Genomic DNA, 21,304 nt, shown 5'->3' on the forward strand with positions numbered 1-21,304 from the left:
GTCGCGGTCGGGCGATTGACATTTCTTGTCTGAAACGCCAATCGTTCGAACGGGTTATGCCGGTTCGAGTACCCGTGCCGGGGCGCGGCCGTGACGGGCGCGGTATTCCTGCGGCGGGCAGCCTTTCCAGCGCCGGAAGGCCCGGATGAACGAGGCGGCTTCCGCGTAGCCCAGGCGCGCGGCGACCTGTTCGGTGGTCATATCGGTGTGGTCGAGCAGTTCTTCCGACAGCATCTGGCGCACCTCGTCGAGCAACGCCCGGAAGGAGGTGCCCTCCTCGGCCAGCCGCCGCGACAAGGTGCGCGGGCTGATGAACAGCTCGGCGGCGACCGCGACCTGATCGGGGATCCGGCCCGGATCGCGGACCAGTAGGTCGCGGACCTCCCCCGCCACCCCGGTGCGCGCCTGACGGCGGACCAGCAGGTCGCGACAGAGTTGCTCGCAGGTGCTGCGCGCCCACTCGTTGGCTTGGGGCAGTGGCACATCCAGATAGGCCGCGTCGAATACGAATTCGTTGCGGGGTGCGTCGAATTCGGGTTCCAGGCCGAAGACCTCCCGATAGCGCCCGGTGTCGGCGGGCCCGTGATGCCGGAAGGTCATGCGCGACACCGGGACTCCCCCGGTGAACAGTTCCCGCGCCAGCATCTGGATGCCGGTCATCACCCGCTCGGTGAGGAAGCCGCGGACGTCGGCGGGCACCTCGGTGTCGTCGAGGACCAGGCGCGCCTCGGTCTCGGTCTCCTCGAATTCCAGTTGCCCGAACGCGAAGGCGAGCCCCACGTACCGCAGCGCCACCTCGACCGAATCACGCAAGGTGCGGCTCGAGAGCATAGCCAGACCCCACGGTCCGTAGAGCGAGATGTGGTATTTGCTGCCAGCTTCCACGCCCAGCCCGGCCTCGTGGCCGAAGCGGGCGAGCAGGTTCCGCACCACCGTGAGTTCCTGGCGGGCGGTCACCGTGGCATTCGGATCGATCACCGCCTCCGGCAGCAACCCGGTGCCCGCCAGGCATGCCGTCGCCGGCATCCCGCGTTCCTCCGCGATCCGCGTCATGATGTGAACGCTGGAGGTGTTCCTCGATAAATCCCAGTCGAACATGTGCGCGTTGTCCTCATCGACTCCCGGCCCGCATCGACTCCCGGCCCGCCAATGTGGCACAACTTACACGGATAAGTGTGCCGCAGGTTAGCGGTAATTTCGGTCCGGTTGACTCCCGCCGCCACCACTTTCGCCGTTTCTGCCGCTTTCGTCCTGGTCAGGCCTGGATTCTCGCTCATCTCCCTAATCTGACGCCGACCCACTCGAGGATCGCAGTGCACTCGAGAACAGCTATGGGGAGGTTGAGCGATGACACGCACCGAGATGACACGTATCGAAGCAGAACTGGAGATCCGCGACGGCATCCGACTGAGCATGGTGACGCACCAGGTCCCGCTGCCGGACGGAGCGCCGGCGCATCCGGCCGAGTGCGATCAGCTGCGGCATTTGCGGGTCAGAGCGGTGGCCGCGCCGGATGATCCGTCCCAGGCCGATGCCGTGATCGTGCTGCTGCCCGGGGCCATCGCCGGGGCTCGGTCGTTGCAGCCGCTGGGCCGCAATACCGTTCGCAATCTGGCCGCGGCCGGGATTCGCGCCGAGGTGTGGGTACTGGATCGGCGGGCCAACGGGGTCGAGGACCACTCCGCAATCGAAGTGGCGATGGCCGAGGGCGACTACCACCTGGCCTTCGACTACCTCTACGGAGGAAAGCGGGTCGGCGGCCGCACCTTCGACGGTTTCCGCCGCGACCGCGACCTCGGCTTCCTGTCCGAATTCGGTTCCGCCCGCACGGTCGAGGACACGCACGCGGTGTTGTGCCGGGAGATCCCGGATGCCGATACCCGCGCGCAGAAGGTGTTCCTGGGCGGGCATTCGCTGGGCGGGATCCAGGCGGGCACCTATGCGGCCTGGGATTTCGACGGCCGTCCGGGGCACGAGCAGATCGCGGGGCTGATCGCGCTCGACACCGTCACGCATTTGGATCCGCTGCGGCTGGAGCGGCGGCGGGCGCTGGCCGGACCGCTGGGCGTGCTGGCCCGGGCGGCCGAGCGGGGTCCGGCGCTCATGCGGCGGCGGCTCGCGCCCAACAGCACCGCCTTCCTGAAGGGCGGTTGGGGCAATGCGGAGACCTTCGCGATCGTGGCCGCGGTGGGCGCGGCCGCGACCCTGGCCCCGGACGAGGAGTCCGACATTCTGCGGCTGCTGCCCGAACGGGGCACCCCGGATCTGATCGTGCGCGGCTCGACCGCCCGTACGTGGCGTGAATTCCTCACCGGTACACCGGATTACCGCAAACTGCGGCTGACCAATCAGGCGGTGCTCGGGTTGCTCGGCGGTGCGCACACCTCGGTCAATTTCGCCATCCTGTCGATGAGTTGCGGCACTCTCGACAGCGCGGAGGTCGCGCCCCGCACCTTCCCGCTCTCCTTCGAGGCCGGCCAGACGCCCGGTGTGCGGCCGCTGTACCAGGCCGCGTGCGGTACCGCTCCGCGCTACAGCCCGACGTCCTTCGAGACCCTCTACCGCTGGCGCGACTACGACCGCTGCGGAACCCCGGACGCCCCAGCACAATTCACGCGCACGGGGATCGCTGCCGCCACCGGCGAGAGCGAGGTGGTCAGCCTCGCCGAGTTGGCCGGGATCTTGGCCGGTGGGCGGCTCAATGTGTTCGAGGACTACTTCCCGGTCCGCCAGCCGCTGGACGCCTTCGCCGCCATGGCCGGGTGCCGGACCGGTTCGCTCGCGCCGATCCGGCACGAACGGGGCGCTGCCCGACTGCCTTTCGTGAATCTGATGGGCGGGTCCAGCTTCACGCAGGTGATCGCCAGGCTGGGCGTGTACCCGGAACAGAATGTGCACTGGTTCCCCGGCTACCTGCACTGCGATCTGGCGGCCGGAGCGGATCCGCGCACCGACGGCAGTCCGGAACCGATCGCGGCGCACCTGACCGAGTTCGTCCGGACCACGCTGGCCTCGGTCACGCTCGCCTCCTGAGTTCACCGAGCCCCCAACTGCAGGCCACCGACAGAACCCGCCGACGGAAACTGTCAACCGCCTGTCCGGCGGTGCCATGGGCAGCGGTTCCGCCGCTGCATAGCGTTCAGAAAAGCCTTAACCCCCGGGAGATTTCACACTCGCCGGCGCGGCAGGCGCAGGGAGGAATCAGTAGATGCCCGATGCGGACCCTCTCGTCCCATCACCGGTCACGGCCGTGGGGATCCTGCGCGCGAATGTCAGCGGGATCGCGGTGGCGAGCCTGCGCACCTTCGGGCGGACGGTCGATCTGGGCGCGGAGGCGCTGCACGGCGGTGTCACCGACCTGCTGGCCCGCCGCTTCCAGTGGCGCGAAATGCTCTCCCAGGCTTGGTATCTCATCACCGTGACCGCGATTCCGGCGATTCTGATGGCGGTGCCGTTCGGGGTCGTGGTTTCGGTCCAGGTGGGCAACCTCATTCATCAGTTGGGAGCGGATTCGCTCATCGGCGCGGCGGGTGGGCTCGGCGTCATCCAACAGGGCGCACCCATCGCCACCGGACTACTCCTCGGCGGCGCGGGCGCCTCGGCCATCGCCTCCGATCTGGGCGCACGCACGGTGCGCGAGGAGATCGACGCGCTACGGGTGATGGGCATCGATCCCGTACGCCGCCTGGTGATTCCACGGGTGGCGGCCATGGTCCTGGTCGCTCCGCTGCTCAATATTCTCGTCATCTTCGTCGGTGTGATCGCCGGATACGTGGTGGCCATCGGCGCGCAGAATGTGACCCCGGGCAGCTACTGGGCGACCTTCGGCGCGTTCACGGTGGTGACCGATGTGTGGATCTCCCTCGGCAAGGCAGTAGTTTTCGGCTTCGTCGTGGTGATCGTGGCCTGCCAGCGCGGGCTGGAGGCACGCGGCGGGCCGCGCGGGGTGGCCGATGGCGTGAACGCGGCGGTGGTGCTGTCGGTCGCCGCGATCATCGTGATGAATCTGGTCTTCACCCAGTTCGTGGCCATGTTCCTGCCGATGCGGGTGGCGTGATGACCGCGACACCGTATGTGCCCCAGGGGCTTCGGACCATCAATCGGCTCACCCGCAACCGGGGCCGCCTGCTGGCTCCGCTGGAGAATGCCGGGTTCATGCTGGGCTTCGTCCTGCAGGCCCTGGCCGGAATCCCTTTGACGCTGCGCCGCTATCGCGGCGAGACGCTGCGCGCGATCACCGATATGACCTGGGGCCGTGGCTCGCTGATCGTCGGCGGCGGCACCGTCCCCATGCTGGTGGTGCTGGGCCTGTCGATCGGCGCGGGCGTCGGCATCCAAGCCTTCACCGCCTTGAATCTGATCGGCCTGGGCTCGGTGTCGGGCGTGGTGTCGGCGTTCGCCAATACCCGTGAGCTCGGCCCGATCGCCGCGGCGGTCGGGTTCGCGGCGCAGGCCGGGTGCCGGATGACCGCCGAGATCGGGGCCATGCGGATCTCCGAGGAGATCGACGCGCTGGAATCGCTCGGTCTGCGGTCGGTGCCGTTCGTGGTGAGCACCCGGGTGATCGCGGGCGCGGTGGCCATCGTGCCGACCTTCCTGATCTCGCTGATCCTGTCCTACCTGGCGTGTTCGACGGTGATCGTGCTGCTGCACGGTCAGGCCGCGGGCGTGTACGACCACTATTTCTTCCAGTTCACCAGCGGCTACGACATTCTCGCGGCGGTCGTGAAGATCCTCGTGTTCGGTGTCGCGGTGATCCTGATCCACTGCTACTACGGCTTCTTCGCCGCGGGCGGGCCGGAGGGTGTCGGTATCGCCTCCGGTCGCGCGGTGCGCGCCAGTTTCGTGGCCATCATCGGCCTGGACATGGTGCTGACCCTGCTGCTGTGGGGCATCAATTCCGCGATCGAATTCCCCGGATAGGTCTATGCCCAACTATGCGATTCCCGGCGTACGCACCGGCCCCGGCAGATCTCGCCTCCTCGGGGTGCTCGCCGTACTGCTGATCGTTCTCGCCGTCGTGGCGTGGTCGATCCTCGACCAGCGCGCCACCGGTCCGCGACTGCGAATCCAGTTGCGTACCGAGCAGATCGGGGAGGGCATCACGCCCGGCACCTCGGTGCGCTTCGACGGCGTGGCCATCGGCCGCATCGCCGAGGTGCGGCCCGAGGCGGGCCGGCAGCTGCTGACCCTGGATCTGGATCCGGCGCAGACCCGCGGCCTCACCGACACGCTCACCGTGGATTACGCCCCGGAGAACCTGTTCGGCATCAGCACCGTGGCCGTACACGGTGCGCCCGGCGGCAGCCCGCTGCGCAACGGCCAGCTGATCGATATGGCCGGTCGGGTCAGCGATGTGACGATGGGCGCGCTGCTGCGTTCACTCACCCAGACCTCCACCGAGGTGCTGACGCCGCAGCTGGCCGCTCTGCTCACCCAGGTCGGCACCGACCTGCACGCCTTCACCCCGGTGCTGCGCGCGGTGGTGACCTTGAGCCGGACGGTGGCCGACACCCAGCAATACCCGTCCTCGTATCTGCTGGGTCAGTACGCCGGGTTCTTCCACGGGTTCGGCGCCTTCACTTCGGCGACGTTCAAATTGGCCAAGGCCATCATGGATATCGAGATCTTCCAGCAGGATCGAGGGCGCTACGACGCCTCGATCACCATGCTGCGCGAAGGCGTGCTCAGGGGTCTGGGCTCGACCTTCGACACCGTCTACCAGAATTTCGGCGGCTTCACCGATCCGCTCGCGCCGGTCGTGCAGGCGCTGGCGGATACGGTCCCGGATCCGGCGGCTTCACACGCGCAGCTCACCGAGACCATCGACCGGGTGCAGCGCATGTTCGCCGACACCCCGGACGGGCCCGCCCTGCGAGTGGCCGTGAACCTGTTGGGAGCCGGGCGATGAAGCGGCCGGGTACGGGTGGCGTGCTGTGGCGTTTGAGCGCGTTCGCGGCGGCCATGATCGTGCTGCTGGTGGTGGTGATCGCGGCGATCGAGCGCCCGGTGAGCGGCGAAACCGTCTCGTACAAGGCCGAATTCACCGATGTGAGCGGCCTGAAGACCGGTGACGATGTGCGCATGTTCGGCGTGCAGGTCGGCAAGGTCACCGAGATCGCGTTGCACGGGACGCGGGCGGCCGTGAGTTTCACGGTGAGCCGGGACCGGCCGTTCTATACGGCCAGTGGCCTGGCGATCCGCTATCAGACGCTCACCGGCCAGCGGTATATCGATGTGCGGCAACCGGATTCACCCGGTGACCGGCTCGCACCCGGAGCCACCGTGCCCGCCGAACGGACGGTCCCCTCCTTCGACATCACCCAGCTGTTCAACGGACTGCAGCCGGTACTGCGGGAGTTCTCACCCGATGCCCTCAACCAGTTCACCACGAGCGTGCTGGCCGTGATCCAGGGCGACGGCCACGGCATCGGGCCGGCATTGGACGCTTTCGAGCAGCTCAGCCGCTATGTCAGCGACAAGCAGGCGGTGCTGTCGCTGATCCTGTCGAATCTGCAGGCCATCTCCGATCAGATCGGCGGCAAGTCACCGCAATTGGTGACCCTGCTGCGCGGCATCGCGGATGTGTTCACCTCCTTCCGCACCGAACTCGACGGGCTGCTGCACTTCGCGGCGGTCGCGCCCTCGGCGCTGGCGCCACTGGACAGCCTGCTGGAAACCCTGGGCATGACCGAGAATTCGAATCCGGACCTGGAGAAGGATCTACAGCTGTTGTTCCCCGATCCGAACCAAGCGCTGGACGTTCTAGGGCGGCTGCCGGGCCTGCTGCAGTCGATGGCGAACCTGCTGCCGCCCGCCGGACCCACGGCCGGGCAGATCAAGCTCGGCTGCTCCAAGGGCCTCGCCGAGGTACCCGCGCCGTTCTCGGTACTGATCAGCGGACAGCGGGTGTCGATATGTCGAAGCTGAAGCCCGCCAACGCATCCCGGGAACTGCGGTTCGGCCTCTACGGTGCGGCGGTGCTGGTCGTGCTGCTGATCGCCGCAGCCGCGGTGTATGTGCTGCCGCTGGGCAAGGCCACCTATACCGCCGATCTGAGCGAGGCCCGCTCGGTGCGGGCCGGGGACGAGATCCGCATCGCGGGCATTCACGTCGGCTCGGTGAAATCCCTGGAGTTGCGGCCGGATCGGGTGCGCATGACCTTCACCCTCAACGACAACATTTTCCTGGGCGATCGGACCACCCTGGAGGTGCGCATGCTGACGGTGGTCGGCGGCCACTATGTCGCGGCGTTCCCGGCCGGGGACCAGCCGCTGGGCAGCACGCCGATTCCCGCCGATCGAATTCGCCTCCCCTACAGTCTGGTTCGCACGCTGCAGGATGCGACCGCCCCCATCCAGCAGATCGACGGCGATACGCTGCGCAAGAACTTCGACGCCCTGCAGAACTCGCTCACCGACAGCCCGGATGCGTTGCGGCGCATGGGCACCGCCGTGCAGGGCCTGGTGGGATTGATCAACCGGCAGAACACCGACGTCTCGCGCGCGGTGACCGTGATGGACGAATACCTGACCGCCGTGAACGGCAACCGTTCGCTGCTGGGCACCTTCATCCGCAAGATCGGTTCGCTCGAGACCGACGGCCTGGCCAAGAAGGCCGAGATCGCCACCGCGCTCACCGTCACCGCGCAACTGCTGGCCCGCATCGCCGGAATCGAACCGGCCTGGCACGACGAACTCGAGCCCCTCGCCGACCAGCTCGAGGCGGCGGTGCCGCAGCTGGAAGATCTGGGCAAACGCTTCGATCAGGCTCTGAACAGCCTGGGCGACATCAAGTCTCGGTTGCAGGCCGCGGCCGGCACCGGCGTGACGGTAGACCAGTCCGGCATCACCGTTGCCGCCCCTGACGTGTGTATCCCGCTGCCCGGACGGGAGTGCTGAGATGAGACGCCTGTTCGCCTCCCAGGGCTTCGTCACCGCGGCCGGTGTCGCGCTGGCGATCCTCGTCGCCGTCGCCGGATATCTGCTCACCTTCGACCCGATGAAGAAGACCATCGCCTATTGCGCGATCATGCCCGACTCCATCGGCCTGTATCCCGGCAATCACGTCACCATGCTCGGTCTTCCGGTCGGTTCGGTGACCGGGGTGACGCCCGAGAACGGCACGGTGCGAGTGCGTTTCACCGTCGACGCCGCACACCCGCTACATGGCGCGGTCTCCGCCACCACCGTGTCGGACACGCTGGTCGCCGACCGGGATCTGGAGGTGCTGGGCGACAACGCATCCCCCGACCGCTGGCCCGAGAGCACCTGCATCACCAAGACATTCACCCCCAAGAGCATCACCCAGACCCTCGAAGCGTTCTCCACCCTCGCCGGTCGGCTCAATGGCGACGGCGACCCCGGCCAGGCGAATCGGCTGCGCGACGGGGTGCGTGCCCTCGATCAGGCCACCTCCGGCACCGGGCCGCAATTGAACCAGCTCATCAAGGATCTCGGCACGGCTCTGGATCACCCCGATGCCGCCATCAGCCATCTGGGCGCGGCGCTCGACGCCTTCGCCGCTCTGGCCTCCAGCGTCGCGCTCAATTGGGACGACATCAAAGTGGCGCTCACCCAAGCCAACGAGGGCATCGGATTCATCAACTCGGTGTGGGGCAAGACCGTCGATATCGTCGACTCGCTGCTGGTGATCATGCCGTGGTTCAACACGATCGCGCACAAGTACGGGCGCTCGATCCTCAACGGTCTCGATGCCGCGGTGCCGAAACTGCAGCTGTTGTCGGCCGGAATCGCTTCCCTGCGACAGCTTCTGGAGATGATTCCGGCGGTGGTGTCGGCGTTCGGGCAGTTCGTGGATCCGGCGACCGGGCAGGTGAAGGTCGGCTACGCACCGCCCCGCGTGCAGTTGCCCGCCGAGACCGCCGGGCAGGTGTGCGCGGCCGTCGAGGCCCTGCTGCCGGGCCACTGCCGCACCGCCGACAACGGTCTGGCGAGTGTGGATCTGGTGCCGCTGGTCTTGCGAGCGGCGGGTGCCCGGTGAGCACCGTAGCCATGCGCATCACGGTCGTCTGCACGACTGTCGCTGTCGCGGTGGGGCTGTGCTCTAGCTGCGCCATCGACCCCGCCGCGTTCCCGGTGCCGGGAGCCTCCGTGCCCGGACCGACCTATCCCGTCCACATCCAGTTCGCCACCGCGCTCAACCTGCCCGCGCAAGCCAAGGTGGTCGCCAATGGCGCGCGGATCGGTAGCCTGCGCTCGGTCCAGGTGATCGACCCGTCTGCCGAGGGTCCCGGCCGCATCGACGCGATCGTGGATATCGAGAATTCGGTGCGACTGCCCGCCACCACCACCGCGCAGTTGCGCCAGGACACCATCCTCGGCGATGTGTTCATCGGGCTCACCACTCCCCCGGGCGATGCCGCCGCCCCCATTCCCGCCGGCGGCACCATTCCGCTGGGGCAGACGAAACCCGCACTGCAGGTGGAGGATCTGCTGGTCGGGCTGTCGAGCTTCGTGGGCGGCGGTGCGCTGCACCAGATGCAGGAGATCATCGATCAGGCCAATGCGGTGCTGCCGCCCGACACCCACGACACCGCACGGATCTTCAATCGCATCGGCACCGATGTGGAGGACCTGTCCGGGCATCTCGATGTCCTCGACCGCTTCCTCGACGCCTTCCAGGCCGACCTGGACGCCGTCCGCGACAACCCCCGCGAATTGAACGCGCTGCTGAGTGAGCGCGGCGCACACGATATTCCGGCCGATGTGCAGGCGCTGGTGAACACCCTCGGCATCGTCGGCTCGCTCGGCGATATCGGCCAGTCGCTGGTCGGTTTCGCGCCGTTGCTGCGCGCCGGGGACGCGGCCGCCACCGCGTTCGTGCCGATGCTGCTGGCGCACAACCCGCTCGACCTGACCGCACCTTCGAACCTCGAGCGTCTCGTCGCGTTGCTGCGCGACAAGGTGATTCCGTTCGTTCAGTACGGGGCGAAGGTCGATGTCACCGGCGTCACCGTCGGTGACGATCCCACCTCCACCGACGATCGCATCGACGCGATCGTGCGGGCCCTGCGCATGATCGGAGTGGTCCGGTGAAACCGAGTTCACTGCTGTCGCTGGCGAGCATCCTGGTGATTCTGGTTTCCGGGAGCGTCTATCTCGCGGTCGGCGTGGTCCGGGTGCGGCCATTCGCCCACGACCTCACCGTCACCATGACCATTCCGAAGTCCGGCGGGGTGCTGCCGCGCTCGAAGGTGCTGCTGTCGGGAGTGCAGGTCGGGCAGGTCACTTCGATCAGCCATGACACCGACGGCGTGCGGGTGGGCCTGCGGATCTCGGACCGCTATCCGATCCCGGCGGCCGCCGCCGTGCGGATCGACGGACTGTCCGGGCTCGGGGAATCCTTCATCGAATTCGAGCCGACCTCGGGCACGGGCCCCTACCTGCGCGATGGGCAGACCTTGCGCGCCACCAGGATTGCCGCCCCGATGTCGATCCCCGAGGTGGCCAAGACCACCACCGAGCTGATGCACCAGCTGGATCCGGCCGCCCTGTCCTCGATCGTGGACACCTTCGGCCGCGCCATGTCCGGCACCGAGGCGGTGATCCCCGAACTCTCCCGCGCCACCGATCTGCTGGCCGCCACCCTGATCAGCCGCACCGACCTGATCCGGCAGATGCTGCTGGCCCTGCAGTCCCGGGCCACCGATATGGACTGGACGGAACCGGCATTGGTGAGTGCGTCGGGGCCGTGGGCCGACTTCGGGCCCCGGGTATCGGATGTCGCGGCCTCCATCGCCGCGGTCATCCGGGCGGGCGATATGCCCGACTCCTTCCTCGCGGACGGGCCGGAGCACCAGTTGGGCCTGGTGCCGTTCCTGAAACAGCTCACCGACCGGGTGCGGCAGCTCGGACCCGAACTCGGGCCCGTCGCACCGCTACTCACGCCGCTCTACGCCAGTGCGACGCCGATCCTGCAACAGCTGGATCTGGGCAGCCTCATCAGTCAGGCCCTGCACGCCACCAGCCCCGACGGGTCGCTGCGACTGCAGGTCACCGTCAAATGATCCGTACCGACACCGGGAGACAGCCATGACCATCGAGCTCGACGAACAGGCGGAAACAGTCACGCCGACACCGACTCCCACGAAATCTGCCACCGTCGCGGTACCGGTACGCACCCTGGTGTGGTCGGCCGCCGTGGCGGTGCCGACCGTCGCCGCGGTCACGCTGGGCGTCCTGTTGGTCTCCGCGCACGGCGATCTCGCACACCGGGACGCGACGACCGCCGATGACGCGCGCGCCGAACAGGTGGCCAGCGACTATGCCGTGGGCGCGTCCACGGTCAATTTCGCCGACTTCGACGCCTGGGTGGCGCGTTTGAAGAAGAACACCGCACCCGCGTTGACCAGTAAATTCGATGCCACCGCCCCCAAGCTGCAGGACCTGCTCACCCCGTTGAAGTGGACGTCGACCGGCAGTCCCATCGCGGCCAAGGTGGTCGGCGAGAACGCGGGCGTGTTCAAGGTGAACGTCTTCGTCAATGTCTCCTCCACCAATGCCCAGAACCCCGGCGGCGCGCAGACCACGGTCACCTACAACGTGAGCGTGGACCGCAATGCCGACTGGAAGATCAGCGATGTCGGCGGCCTCGACGGCGCGCTGCCGCTCAAGTGACGGGACGGGCTGTGACTCACGACTTCGACTGGCTGGTCATCGGTTCCGGATTCGGCGGCAGCGTCTCCGCACTGCGGTTGCAGGAGAAGGGATATCGCGTCGGCGTCCTGGAGGCCGGGCGACGCTTCGCCGATACCGATTTCGCCGAACGCGCCTCGCAGGTGCGGCGCTACTACTTCCTGCCCGCGCTCGGGATGCGTGGCATCTTCCGACCCACCCTGTTCAAGGACGTGTTTGTGGTGACCGGCGCCGGGGTCGGCGGCGGATCACTCACCTACGCCAACACGCTGTATCGCAGCCGCCCGGAATTCGCACGGAATCCGCAGTGGTCGCACCTGGGCGACTGGGATGCCGAACTCGCCCCGCATTACGACACCGCCGAACGCATGCTCGGCGTCACCAGCCTGCCCGAGGACTCCCCGGCCGACACCCTGCTGCGGGAGTACGCCGCCGAGCACGGCTTCGCCGACACCTATGCCCGCAGCCGCGTGGGAGTGTTCCTCGGCGAGCCCGGAAAGACCGTGCCCGACCCGTATTTCGGTGGTGAGGGCCCCGACCGCGCCGGGTGCATCCGCTGCGGATCCTGCCTGCTCGGCTGCCGCCACAATGCCAAGAACACGCTCGTCAAGAACTACCTCTGGTTCGCCGAACGCCGTGGCGCACAGATCATGGCCGACCGCACCGTCATCGACATCCGGCCGCTGGGAGCCGCCGACGGCAGCGACGGCTACGCGGTGACCACCGAGCGCACCGGCAGTTGGGTGCGACGCGACCGGCGCACACACACGGCCGGCGGAGTCGTGGTGGCGGGCGGTGCGCTGGGCACCAATCGGCTGCTGTTGCGCTGCAAGCTCTCCGGTTCCCTGCCGCACCTCTCCGAACGACTAGGCACGCTGGTGCGGACCAACAGCGAATCGATTCTCGCGGTGACCGCCCGCGACGACACCTACGACTTCGCCCAGGGCGTCGCCCTCACCTCCGGCGTCTACCCGACCCCGACCACCCACATCCAGCCCGTAACCTACGGCGCGGGAGGCGATTTCATGTCGCTTCTCACCACCCTGGCCACCTCGCGCGGCACCCGCCGCACCCGCCCGTTCCACTACGCCGCCACGGTGCTGCGTCACCCGGTGCGATTCGCCCGCGCCTCCCGGATCCGCCATGCCTCCCGACGCACCATGCTGCTCACCACCATGGAGTCGGTGGACAATTCGGTGCGGTTGCGGGTGCGGTTCCGGCTGCCCACCGGATATCCGGTGCTCACCACCGTCCAGGATCCGAATAATCCCATCCCGCAATTCATTCCGTCCGCCTACGCCGCCGCCGAGGCGATCGCGGCCCGGATCGGCGGGGTGGTGCGAGCGGCGGTGCCGGAGGCGATCGCGTCGATCCCCACCACCGCGCACATCCTCGGCGGCGCGGCCATCGGCGACTCCCCCGGCACGGGCGTCGTCGACGCCCGCCACCGGGTCTACGGCTACCGCAACCTGCTGGTGTGCGACGGTGCGGCCATTCCGGCGAACGTGGGCGTGAATCCGAGCCTCACCATCACCGCCATGGCCGAACGCGCCATGAGCTTCGTCGAGTGACCGCCTCGCGAATTACTTTCCGCTCCAGCGGGGTTCACGACGCTCCAGGAAGGCGGCGATGCCCTCGGCCGTGTCGTGCGACGACAGGGTCGCGGTCATGGCCGCGTCGGTGACCTGCCAGGCGCGCACATCGTCGGCGGAGTTGAGGCGCTCCAGGGCGGTCAGGCTCTCCCGCACCGAGACCGGGGCATTGCGGCAGATCCGTTGTGCCAGTGCACGAGCCGACGCTTCGGCGGCACCCGGCTCGGTGAGCCGGTTGACGAAGCCGAGTTGATACGCCCGTTCGGCGGTCAGCGGATCGCCGGTCAGCAGCATTTCCTTCGCCACGTTCAGCGGCAGCGCACGGCGGGTGCGGAAGAGGCCGCCGCAGGTGGCGATCACGCCCCGGGTCACCTCGGGCAGTCCGAACGTCGCGGTCCGGCTCGCCACCACCAGGTCACAGGCCAGCACCAGTTCCGTGCCGCCGCCGAAGGCGTGGCCCTCGACCGCGGCGATCAGGGGCTTGCCCATGCGGCGGCGGATGACGCCGTATTCGCCGCCGCGCGCGGTCTTCTCGCCCGAACCGGCGCTCAGGTCGGTGCCCGCCGAGAACATCGACTCGGTACCCGTCAGCACCGCCACCCACAGGTCGGGGTCGTCCTCGAAGGCATTGAGCGCGGCGTCGAGTCCGGCGGTCATCTCTGCGTCGATCGCGTTGCGCTTGTGCGGGCGGTTCATCCGGATGACGAGGGTCCGGTCGTCTCGTTCGTGTTCGACGGTCATGCCTCGATCATGGCCGATGCTCCGGTGGACCTCCGGGGGCGTGTCCGTTGCGGTCAATCAATTGGCAAGCGAGGAATGACCGTCCGGCAGCGCCTGGACATAGGTTCCGTAACCATGACGCCGTTCTTCCAGATACCCCTTCGCTCGCAGCGCGATCAGGACGCCGAGCACTCCGAGCCCGATCTCGAGGTCGCGATCATCGGGGCCGGCTTCGGCGGGCTGGGCGCGGCCGTCGAACTGCGGCGCGCCGGCATCGACCGGTTCGTCATCGTGGACAAGAACTCCGATATCGGCGGCACCTGGCACGCCAACACCTATCCCGGTGTGGCCGTGGACATTCCGTCGGTGTATTACAGCTTCTCCTACGAGCCGCCGCAGACCTGGTCACGGCTCTTCGCGCCCGGCCACGAGGTGAAGGCGTACGCCGATCAGATCGCCGACAAGTACGGACTGCGCGACCACCTGCTGCTCGACACCTTGGTGGAGGGCGCGACCTGGGACGAGAACAACCGGGTCTGGCACATCGACACCGCCGAGGGTGGCACCTTCACCGCGCGGCATCTGATCGCGGCCATCGGCGGCCTCGAAGTCCCCCGCATGCCCGATATTCCGGGTATCGAGGAGTACGCGGGCAAGGTGGTGCACACCGCTCGCTGGGATCACGAGTACGACTACCGGGGCAAGCGGATCGCGGTGATCGGCACCGGAGCCACCGCGCTGCAGTTGATTCCGGAGCTGGCCGAGGAAGCCAAGCAGTTGACGGTCTTCCAGCGCACCCCGATCTGGGTGGTGCCCAAGCCCGATTTCCGGGTCGACCGCGGCGTGAAGCAGGCACTGGACACCGTGCCGGGTCTGCGCAGACTGGTACGCCTGGCCGTCATGGCGACCTTCGACACCGGCGTCTCGACGGCGGGCGTGTTCTACCGCGCCACCAGTCCGGTGATCGCGGTTACGGGTCGAATCATCAAGCGCTGGTATGGAACCCAGGTCGATGATCCGCAGCTCCGCGACCGGCTCGCACCCGATTACGCGCTGGGCTGTAAACGTCCGTCGGTGTCCAACCGCTACCTGCGCACCTTCACCCGCGACCATGTCGAGCTGATCACCGACCCGATCGAGAAGATCACCCCGACCGCCGTGGTCACCGCCGACGGCACCGAGCACGAGATCGACGTGCTGGTCTGCGCCACCGGGTTCAAGGTGATGGAAACCGGTGCGACCCCGCCGTTCCCGATCCGGGGACGCGACGGCGTCGAACTCGGAAAGTTCTGGCAGGACAACCGCTTCCAGGCCTATCAGGGCGTCTCGGTGCCCGGCTTCCCCAATCTGTTCCTGATCACCGGCCCCTACGGTTTCGCGGCGGCCTCGTACCTCGCCATGATCGAATGCACGGCCCGGCACGCCCGCCGCGTCATCACCGCCGCCCGTGAGCGCCGGGCCACCACCGTCGAGATCCGCCAGGAGCCGCACGACCGCTACTGGCGCAAATCCCTGCAGCGGCACCGCAATGCCTTGTGGCTCAACAACGACTGCGAATCCTCACGGACCTACTACATCAACAGCCATCACGACGTGGCCGCCATCCGGCCCACCACGCACCTCGAAATGTGGTGGGGCAACAGCCGTTTCCCCCTCGACAACTACCGCTACACGGGTGCCTGAACAGCGGCTCACTTGCTCACGGGCACATCGCTGAAATGCACGTTCTGCGCCGTCGCGGTGGCCTTCAGGCCTTGCGCGCCCGGCTGGATGCTCGTCAGCTTGGCCCCGAGCGGAAGCTGCTTCAACGGCACGGTGAAGGTCAGCGATTTACGCACGGAGGCCAGCGGAATCGGGATCCCGCCCGCCAGGGTCTTGACCGAGGTGGGCGTGATCTCGATGCCGTCGTCGGTGGGAGTGACCGTCACGATCACGGTTCCCGGTACCGAGACGCCCCCGACCGGGAAGCTGCCCTTCACCGAGAGTCCGTCCGCCCCATAGGAAAGCGACTCCACCTCGGACGGCGCGTACGTCTTCACCGTGTCGTAGGTGACCAGGGCGGTGGCCGTGGCATTTGCCGCGACGAACGCCGAGGTGCGGCCGTTCATCACGTCGCTCACCGACGCCGAGACATCGGTCAGCGCCACGTCCACGTCATGGACCGACACCTTCTGCACCGTCCAGTCCCCGACCCGGACGTCGATCTTGCCGTACGAACCGCTCAATGCCTGGGTCAGGAACGGAATCCCGTCGATGGACACCTGCGGCTGCGCAGACAGGTTGTACTCGCTCTGGATGTGGCCGGCGATCTCCTTCTGCGCGAACACGGCACCCACCCGGTCACCGACGATCAGCGCGATCGCCAGAATCACGACCAGTATCAACAACGTCCGCATCTGCTCCCCTTCTCGGCCTTGCCTCCATCATGCTGGTTATCGCACCCGGGGGTGGTCGGCAGTAACGGTAGTCGCCGTCTATTTCGGTGGCTGGAATCCGCCGATCCGCTCCTCCAGCAGTTCGGCCAGCCGCAACGGGGTGCGGTCCTCGTACATCGGGCCGATGAGTTGCACACCCACCGGCAGCCCCTCCGGCGAGAGACCGGTGGGGATCGCGGTGGCGGGCAGACCGGGCATGGTCGCCACGCCCGACCAGGCCATCTGCAGGCCGAACGGGTATGCGACGCCGTCGATATCGATGCGGCGCGCGTTCGGGTCGGGATTGTGCTCGTGCGGGAACGCCGGGGTCGGTGAGACCGGGCAGACCACGGCATCGAATTCGGCGAACAACTGCCGCCACTGCTGACGATGGGCTTCCCGGCGACCGTCGGCCCGCAGCCAATCGCGGTGCGTGGCCACGGCCGAACGCAACCAGACGGCATCGGATTCCGGTACGTCCGTCGGCAGCGCGGCGGCCATCACCCGCATCTGCTCGAACTGCTCATCGGGCATACCGGCCGCGAAGCCCGAAACCAGCAGTTGCACATACAGCGTCGCGGCCTCGGTGAGATCGGGCAGCAAGTCGCTCTGCCGTTCCACCCGGGCGCCCGCGGTGGTCAAGGCGTCGGCGACCCGGTGCACGCCCGCCCGCACCGCCGCGCTCGACGGCACCTGCGGGTGGTCTTCGAGGATCAGTACCCGGAAGTCCGCGAGCCGCTCGTGCCGGGCCGGCGGGAGCCGCAATTCGTAGGCGAGGCCACGAGTCAGCGGATCCGGCCCGGCCATGACATCGAACAGCAGCGAGAGGTCGCGCGCGGTCCGCGCCATCGGACCGACCACGGCGAGATCGAGATCCGCCGGGAGCGGCGTCACCGGCGGCGGCACCATGCCGCGCGTCGCGGCCAGCCCGACCGTCGGCTTGTGCGCGTACACGCCGCAGAAATGCGCGGGCACCCGCAGCGATCCCGCGATATCCGACCCGATCGACAGCGCCCCGAACCCGGCCGCCAGCGCCGCCGACGACCCGCCCGAGGATCCACCCGGGCTGCGCGCAAGATCCCACGGATTGTTGGTGGTCCCGTAGATCTCGTTGTAGCTCTGCCAATCCCGCAGCATGAACGGCACATTCGTCTTGCCGAGGATCACCGCCCCCGCCTCCCGCAGGCGCGTGACCTGCACCGCGTCCTCCTCCGGCACATAGTCGCGCTGCGCGGGCATTCCCCATGTCGTCGCCAGCCCCGCCATGTTGTAGGACTCCTTGACCGTCACCGGAATCCCCAGCAGCGCCCGCTCCTCCCCCCGCGCTCGCTCCTCGTCGGCCGCCAGCGCCGCCGCCCGAGCCCGCTCGAAGTCCGGCACGCAGATCGCATTGATCGCCTTGTCATCCCGCTCGATCCGGGCGATCGCCTCCTCGGTCAATTCCACCGAGGTCACCTCGCCCGCCCGCAGAGCAGTCAAAAGGTCCTCTGCCGCAAGAAAACTCCACTCCATGCCCACGAAGCTACCCGCGCCGCCCGATCCGGCACGACAGGTTAAACCGGCCGAGCAACCCTCTGCCGAGGGTGCCGGCCGGGTCTTGCTGCTCGTCGAGTCTGCGGGTCAGCTCGCGGGGCCGAGGGCGAGGGGCTCGTATTCCACCGGGTCCGAGCTGTTTTCACCGGCGACCGGGGATACCGCGCTGCCGGTGCCCAGTGCCGCACTGCCGCTGACGATCAAGGCGGCGATGCCCGTGCCCGCACCCGCGCCTACGGGAGCGGCCGCCGCACTGCCCGCGCCGAGCGCACCGCTGCCGGTGCCCGCGAGGGCCGCCAGCGGGGCTGCGGCGGTACCCGCCGCGGCCAATCCCGCGCTGCCGGTGCCGAGGGCCGCACTGCCCGTGCCCAGGAGGGCCAGCGGGGTGCCGACCCCGGCCGTGGCGGCACTGCCGGAAGCGCCGGCGGCCGCGCTGCCGGTGCCCAATGCCAAAGCGGCCGCGCCCAATATGTCGCCGACGGGTGCCGCCGCCGCGCTGCCCGCACCCAATGCGGCGCTGCCGGTGCCCGCGCCGGCGGCCCAGGGCGCGACGGCAACGCTGCCGGTTCCGAGCGCGGCACTGCCGCTCGCGATGAGCGCGGCGAGCCCGATTCCCGTTGCGGCACTGCCGGTTCCGGCGAGCGCCACGGGGGTCGCGACCGGATCGGGTGTGGCCTGGGTGATCACCACCGCCCCGGCGGGCGTCGAAGCCGCCCCGATCGCGGCCATCCCGCAGGCCAACCCGAGGACTGTCAATCTTGCTACCAGCATGGTCGAGCACCTTTCGCCGGAGAATCCCGCGCGACCGACATCGCGCGGTCACGGCCGACCTTAAGATGAACCGGGCGGTCTCACAGTGTTCGAATCAGCCATACGGCAATCCTCAAATGTCGATAGCTGATAGCTATCTCATTGCATGCTTGAACCGAACACCAGTGCGGTGGAAGGTATTTGGTGCCGTTGTTACCAGACGGAACTAATGTGGCCAATGAGGGAAGCAATGAGCTAACTCATGGTTACAGCCAAATGACCGGAGACCCCGCCCACGCACGCAGCGCCCACCCCCATGACTTCGATCACACAGTGCGCGGTTACGGTCGGCCCCTTTGCGCAGGGGCCGACGCGCAGCCCCCCGTTAGCGGTGTTCGGTGTTCGCGTACGCGGATCCCGAACTCGCCACTCCGGCGAGTTGCGAGAACAGGCTCATGATGACTCCGACGATCGCCATGTTGATCTACATTCCTAACTGCGATTGCATTGGTGGATATATATTCCGATGACAACCGTTATCACAGGCCCGGGTGACGTACCGCGTGTCCGAATCGGTCATCGGATCGGTTGCCGAATCCGCCGGGCATGCAAAGTAAACGGACGGACAACACTCGCGGAAATAAAATACAAGATGGTCGCTAACCACTATCGGCCAAATGTTAAGTACCATCGTTTACCAGTGGCGGCCTTCACATCAGAGCGTGCCGCAACATAAGTGGTCGAATCGGTTGCCGAATAGGTAACCGAATCTGTCATTCCGAGGCCACGAATCGACATCACCACCCTGACCAGGGTTTATCTCCCCATGATCGGAACCTTGCATCCGCACAGCGCATTTGCGAACTCCACGGACAGGCATTAACGTCACGCGAAACTGCATAAATCCGAGCAGGATTGCGAGCTCTCGCGCTCATCAAGTTCGCTGCCGGGGAGGAAACAGTTCGTCAGCGGACAGATGCGATGCCACCGGAGGGAGTGTGGCGTCGCCTGTCGGAAAGCATCAGGGGCAGTTCATGACAGCGGTCGTTTCGGTTCATACCGAACCGGAAGACATTACCGATATTCACCCACCGTTCGCCTTGCGTGGCGTCGCGTTGATGGCCACGATCTCCACGATCGTGCTGACCGTGACGGCCGGTCGCTACGAGTTCTTCGGCGACGAACTCTATTTCCTCTCCGCCGGACGGCGTCTGGACTACACCTATGCCGACCAAGGCGTGGTGGTCGCCTTCTTCGCGCACCTGGCGGACCTGCTGGCGCCGGGATCGGTGACGGCGGTGCGGTTTCCGGCCGTGTTGATGTCGGTCGGCGCGATCGTGGTGTCGGCGTTGATCGCCTACGAATTGCGCGGCAGTCGCCGCATCCAGTTGCTCGCGGCCGGCACCTACGCGACCTCCTACCTGCTGGTGACGCAGTGCGCGTTGAGCACGTTCTCCTTCGACGCCACGCTCACCGCCGTGATCACCTGGCTGTTCATCCGCTGGGTGCGCACCCGCCAGGACTGGCTGATCATCGCGGCGGGATTGGTTGCGGCCCTTGACATGCAGGTGAAGTGGATGATTCCGCTGGTCTGGGCGTGCCTGGGGGCGGCGGTCCTGGTGTGCGGTCCCCGGGAGATCCTGCGCCGCCCCGCGCTGTGGGTCGCCACCGGCATCCTGGCCCTGTCGCTGGTCCCGATCCTGTACTGGCAGTCGCAGCACAATTGGCCGCAGCTGGCCATGGGCACGATCATCGGCGCGGAGCAGGATGCCACCGGGTACGGCCCGCCCGGCTTCTTCCCGCAGTGGCTCGGCTTCGCGGGGTTCCTGGGCAGCGTGCTGATGGCGATCGGATTCTGGGCGGTCGTCAAGCAGAAGTCGTTGCGCCCCTACCGTTTCATCGCCGTCGCCCTGCTGCTGATGACCGCGTTCGTGGTCATCACGCACGGCCGCCCGTACTACCCGACGGGCTTCTTCCCCGCCATGTTCGCCATCGGCGCCGTCGGTTTCGCGCAGTACCCCCGCAAGCGGTGGATGAACCTGGCGGTGATTCCGCTCGTCGCGGTCACCGTGGTGACCTACATCGGCACCCTCACCCTGCTACCGCTGCCGTCGAGCTGGCGCAGCCAGACCCAGAACGCCATCGATCTCGGCATCCGTTCGGCGTTCTGGGGCACCACCAATTGGGATCGCATGGTCGCGGCCGTCGACGCCGGCTACGAAACCCTGACCCCCGAGGAGAAGGCCCACTCCGCCATCCTCACCCAGGGCTACTGGCAGGGCGGCGCGGTCGAGGAGTTCGGCGGCAAATACGACCTCCCCGCCACCTACAGCCCCAGCCGCGGCTTCGGATTCTTCGGTCCCCCACCGACTTCGGTCACCACGGTCATCTTCGTCGGCCTCGACACCGCCGAACCCGGCCTGCGCACCCACTTCACCGACGTCGAACGCGTAGGCACCCTCGACGACCCCATGGGCATCCCCGGCATCGACCGCATGGTCGCCGTCTGGAAACTGAAGGGCCCCAAACAACCCTGGCCCACCCTCTGGGACTCCATGACCACCCTCTACTTCGACCTCGGCCACTGGCACGACCCCCGAGCCACCACCCGCCCCACCCACTGATCGTCGGGGCTCGA

At 67.6% G+C, this 21,304-nt stretch carries 18 protein-coding genes; 13 read left to right on the forward strand and 5 right to left on the reverse strand.

What is annotated here, in order from left to right:
* Window positions 1-54: 54 nt before the first annotated feature.
* Window positions 55-1,053, reverse strand: a complete 999-nt coding sequence (locus ACFXHA_RS12400; protein ID WP_379355835.1) for an AraC family transcriptional regulator — start codon at window positions 1,051-1,053, stop codon at window positions 55-57.
* A 294-nt stretch (window positions 1,054-1,347) separates the two neighbouring features.
* On the opposite strand from ACFXHA_RS12400, the gene ACFXHA_RS12405 reads away from it, so the two are divergent.
* The 11 genes from ACFXHA_RS12405 to ACFXHA_RS12455 all read left to right on the forward strand — a co-directional run bounded on the left by ACFXHA_RS12405 (window position 1,348) and on the right by ACFXHA_RS12455 (window position 13,228).
* Window positions 1,348-3,033, forward strand: coding sequence for a hypothetical protein (locus ACFXHA_RS12405; protein ID WP_379355837.1), 1,686 nt, complete (start codon window positions 1,348-1,350; stop codon window positions 3,031-3,033).
* A 175-nt stretch (window positions 3,034-3,208) separates the two neighbouring features.
* The gene (locus tag ACFXHA_RS12410; RefSeq protein ID WP_379355839.1) at window positions 3,209-4,057 is read left to right on the forward strand and encodes an MlaE family ABC transporter permease; all 849 of its coding nucleotides are present in this window, start codon (window positions 3,209-3,211) and stop codon (window positions 4,055-4,057) included.
* Window positions 4,057-4,923, forward strand: a complete 867-nt coding sequence (locus ACFXHA_RS12415; RefSeq protein ID WP_379355841.1) for an MlaE family ABC transporter permease — start codon at window positions 4,057-4,059, stop codon at window positions 4,921-4,923. The genes ACFXHA_RS12410 and ACFXHA_RS12415 overlap by 1 nt, the downstream gene beginning before the upstream one ends.
* 4 nt (window positions 4,924-4,927) lie before the next feature.
* Window positions 4,928-5,911 (forward strand): MlaD family protein, encoded by a 984-nt coding sequence (locus ACFXHA_RS12420; RefSeq protein ID WP_379355843.1) that lies wholly within the window; start codon window positions 4,928-4,930, stop codon window positions 5,909-5,911.
* Entirely contained in the window at window positions 5,908-6,930 is a 1,023-nt protein-coding gene (locus ACFXHA_RS12425) for an MCE family protein (protein ID WP_379355845.1), read from the forward strand. The genes ACFXHA_RS12420 and ACFXHA_RS12425 overlap by 4 nt, the downstream gene beginning before the upstream one ends.
* Window positions 6,918-7,901, forward strand: coding sequence for an MlaD family protein (locus ACFXHA_RS12430; RefSeq protein ID WP_379355847.1), 984 nt, complete (start codon window positions 6,918-6,920; stop codon window positions 7,899-7,901). Before ACFXHA_RS12425 ends, ACFXHA_RS12430 begins: the two co-directional genes overlap by 13 nt.
* A 1-nt stretch (window position 7,902) precedes the next feature.
* Complete coding sequence (locus ACFXHA_RS12435; protein WP_379355849.1) at window positions 7,903-9,003, forward strand: MlaD family protein; 1,101 nt, start codon at window positions 7,903-7,905, stop codon at window positions 9,001-9,003.
* A complete protein-coding gene (locus ACFXHA_RS12440) occupies window positions 9,000-10,058 on the forward strand; it encodes an MlaD family protein (protein WP_379355851.1) in 1,059 nt (352 codons plus the stop codon). Before ACFXHA_RS12435 ends, ACFXHA_RS12440 begins: the two co-directional genes overlap by 4 nt.
* Window positions 10,055-11,029, forward strand: coding sequence for an MlaD family protein (locus ACFXHA_RS12445; protein WP_379355853.1), 975 nt, complete (start codon window positions 10,055-10,057; stop codon window positions 11,027-11,029). Before ACFXHA_RS12440 ends, ACFXHA_RS12445 begins: the two co-directional genes overlap by 4 nt.
* Before the next feature lie 25 nt (window positions 11,030-11,054).
* A complete protein-coding gene (locus tag ACFXHA_RS12450) occupies window positions 11,055-11,639 on the forward strand; it encodes a hypothetical protein (RefSeq protein WP_379355855.1) in 585 nt (194 codons plus the stop codon).
* Between the two features lie 11 nt (window positions 11,640-11,650).
* The gene (locus ACFXHA_RS12455; protein WP_379355857.1) at window positions 11,651-13,228 is read left to right on the forward strand and encodes an FAD-dependent oxidoreductase; all 1,578 of its coding nucleotides are present in this window, start codon (window positions 11,651-11,653) and stop codon (window positions 13,226-13,228) included.
* Between the two features lie 12 nt (window positions 13,229-13,240).
* On the opposite strand, the gene ACFXHA_RS12460 is transcribed toward ACFXHA_RS12455, so the two are convergent.
* On the reverse strand, window positions 13,241-13,990 hold the full coding sequence (locus ACFXHA_RS12460) for an enoyl-CoA hydratase-related protein (protein WP_379355859.1): 750 nt from the start codon (window positions 13,988-13,990) through the stop codon (window positions 13,241-13,243).
* Between the two features lie 114 nt (window positions 13,991-14,104).
* On the opposite strand from ACFXHA_RS12460, the gene ACFXHA_RS12465 reads away from it, so the two are divergent.
* The gene (locus ACFXHA_RS12465; RefSeq protein ID WP_379355861.1) at window positions 14,105-15,652 is read left to right on the forward strand and encodes a flavin-containing monooxygenase; all 1,548 of its coding nucleotides are present in this window, start codon (window positions 14,105-14,107) and stop codon (window positions 15,650-15,652) included.
* 8 nt (window positions 15,653-15,660) lie between these two features.
* On the opposite strand, the gene ACFXHA_RS12470 is transcribed toward ACFXHA_RS12465, so the two are convergent.
* The 3 genes from ACFXHA_RS12470 to ACFXHA_RS12480 form a co-directional block, all read right to left on the reverse strand.
* The gene (locus ACFXHA_RS12470) at window positions 15,661-16,365 is read right to left on the reverse strand and encodes a DUF2993 domain-containing protein (protein ID WP_379355863.1); all 705 of its coding nucleotides are present in this window, start codon (window positions 16,363-16,365) and stop codon (window positions 15,661-15,663) included.
* Window positions 16,366-16,443: 78 nt separating this feature from the next.
* Complete coding sequence (locus tag ACFXHA_RS12475; RefSeq protein ID WP_379355865.1) at window positions 16,444-17,895, reverse strand: amidase; 1,452 nt, start codon at window positions 17,893-17,895, stop codon at window positions 16,444-16,446.
* 108 nt (window positions 17,896-18,003) lie between these two features.
* Window positions 18,004-18,687, reverse strand: coding sequence for a hypothetical protein (locus tag ACFXHA_RS12480; protein WP_379355867.1), 684 nt, complete (start codon window positions 18,685-18,687; stop codon window positions 18,004-18,006).
* Window positions 18,688-19,700: 1,013 nt separating this feature from the next.
* Between ACFXHA_RS12480 and ACFXHA_RS12485 the strand changes: the two genes are divergently transcribed.
* Window positions 19,701-21,290 (forward strand): ArnT family glycosyltransferase, encoded by a 1,590-nt coding sequence (locus ACFXHA_RS12485; RefSeq protein ID WP_379355869.1) that lies wholly within the window; start codon window positions 19,701-19,703, stop codon window positions 21,288-21,290.
* Window positions 21,291-21,304: the final 14 nt, after the last annotated feature.

This window comes from Nocardia sp. NPDC059240, assembly GCF_042753865.1.
Lineage (GTDB): Bacteria > Actinomycetota > Actinomycetes > Mycobacteriales > Mycobacteriaceae > Nocardia.

Coding starts and splice junctions, on each gene's coding strand:
- ACFXHA_RS12465 (WP_379355861.1), top strand. CDS start 14,105: ATGACGCCGTTCTTCCAGATACCCCTTCGCTCGCAGCGCGATCAGGAC.
- ACFXHA_RS12435 (WP_379355849.1), top strand. CDS start 7,903: ATGAGACGCCTGTTCGCCTCCCAGGGCTTCGTCACCGCGGCCGGTGTC.
- ACFXHA_RS12470 (WP_379355863.1), bottom strand. CDS start 16,365: ATGCGGACGTTGTTGATACTGGTCGTGATTCTGGCGATCGCGCTGATC.
- ACFXHA_RS12425 (WP_379355845.1), top strand. CDS start 5,908: ATGAAGCGGCCGGGTACGGGTGGCGTGCTGTGGCGTTTGAGCGCGTTC.
- ACFXHA_RS12475 (WP_379355865.1), bottom strand. CDS start 17,895: ATGGAGTGGAGTTTTCTTGCGGCAGAGGACCTTTTGACTGCTCTGCGG.
- ACFXHA_RS12485 (WP_379355869.1), top strand. CDS start 19,701: ATGACAGCGGTCGTTTCGGTTCATACCGAACCGGAAGACATTACCGAT.
- ACFXHA_RS12450 (WP_379355855.1), top strand. CDS start 11,055: ATGACCATCGAGCTCGACGAACAGGCGGAAACAGTCACGCCGACACCG.
- ACFXHA_RS12410 (WP_379355839.1), top strand. CDS start 3,209: ATGCCCGATGCGGACCCTCTCGTCCCATCACCGGTCACGGCCGTGGGG.
- ACFXHA_RS12405 (WP_379355837.1), top strand. CDS start 1,348: ATGACACGCACCGAGATGACACGTATCGAAGCAGAACTGGAGATCCGC.
- ACFXHA_RS12420 (WP_379355843.1), top strand. CDS start 4,928: ATGCCCAACTATGCGATTCCCGGCGTACGCACCGGCCCCGGCAGATCT.
- ACFXHA_RS12415 (WP_379355841.1), top strand. CDS start 4,057: ATGACCGCGACACCGTATGTGCCCCAGGGGCTTCGGACCATCAATCGG.
- ACFXHA_RS12480 (WP_379355867.1), bottom strand. CDS start 18,687: ATGCTGGTAGCAAGATTGACAGTCCTCGGGTTGGCCTGCGGGATGGCC.
- ACFXHA_RS12430 (WP_379355847.1), top strand. CDS start 6,918: ATGTCGAAGCTGAAGCCCGCCAACGCATCCCGGGAACTGCGGTTCGGC.
- ACFXHA_RS12460 (WP_379355859.1), bottom strand. CDS start 13,990: ATGACCGTCGAACACGAACGAGACGACCGGACCCTCGTCATCCGGATG.
- ACFXHA_RS12400 (WP_379355835.1), bottom strand. CDS start 1,053: ATGACGCGGATCGCGGAGGAACGCGGGATGCCGGCGACGGCATGCCTG.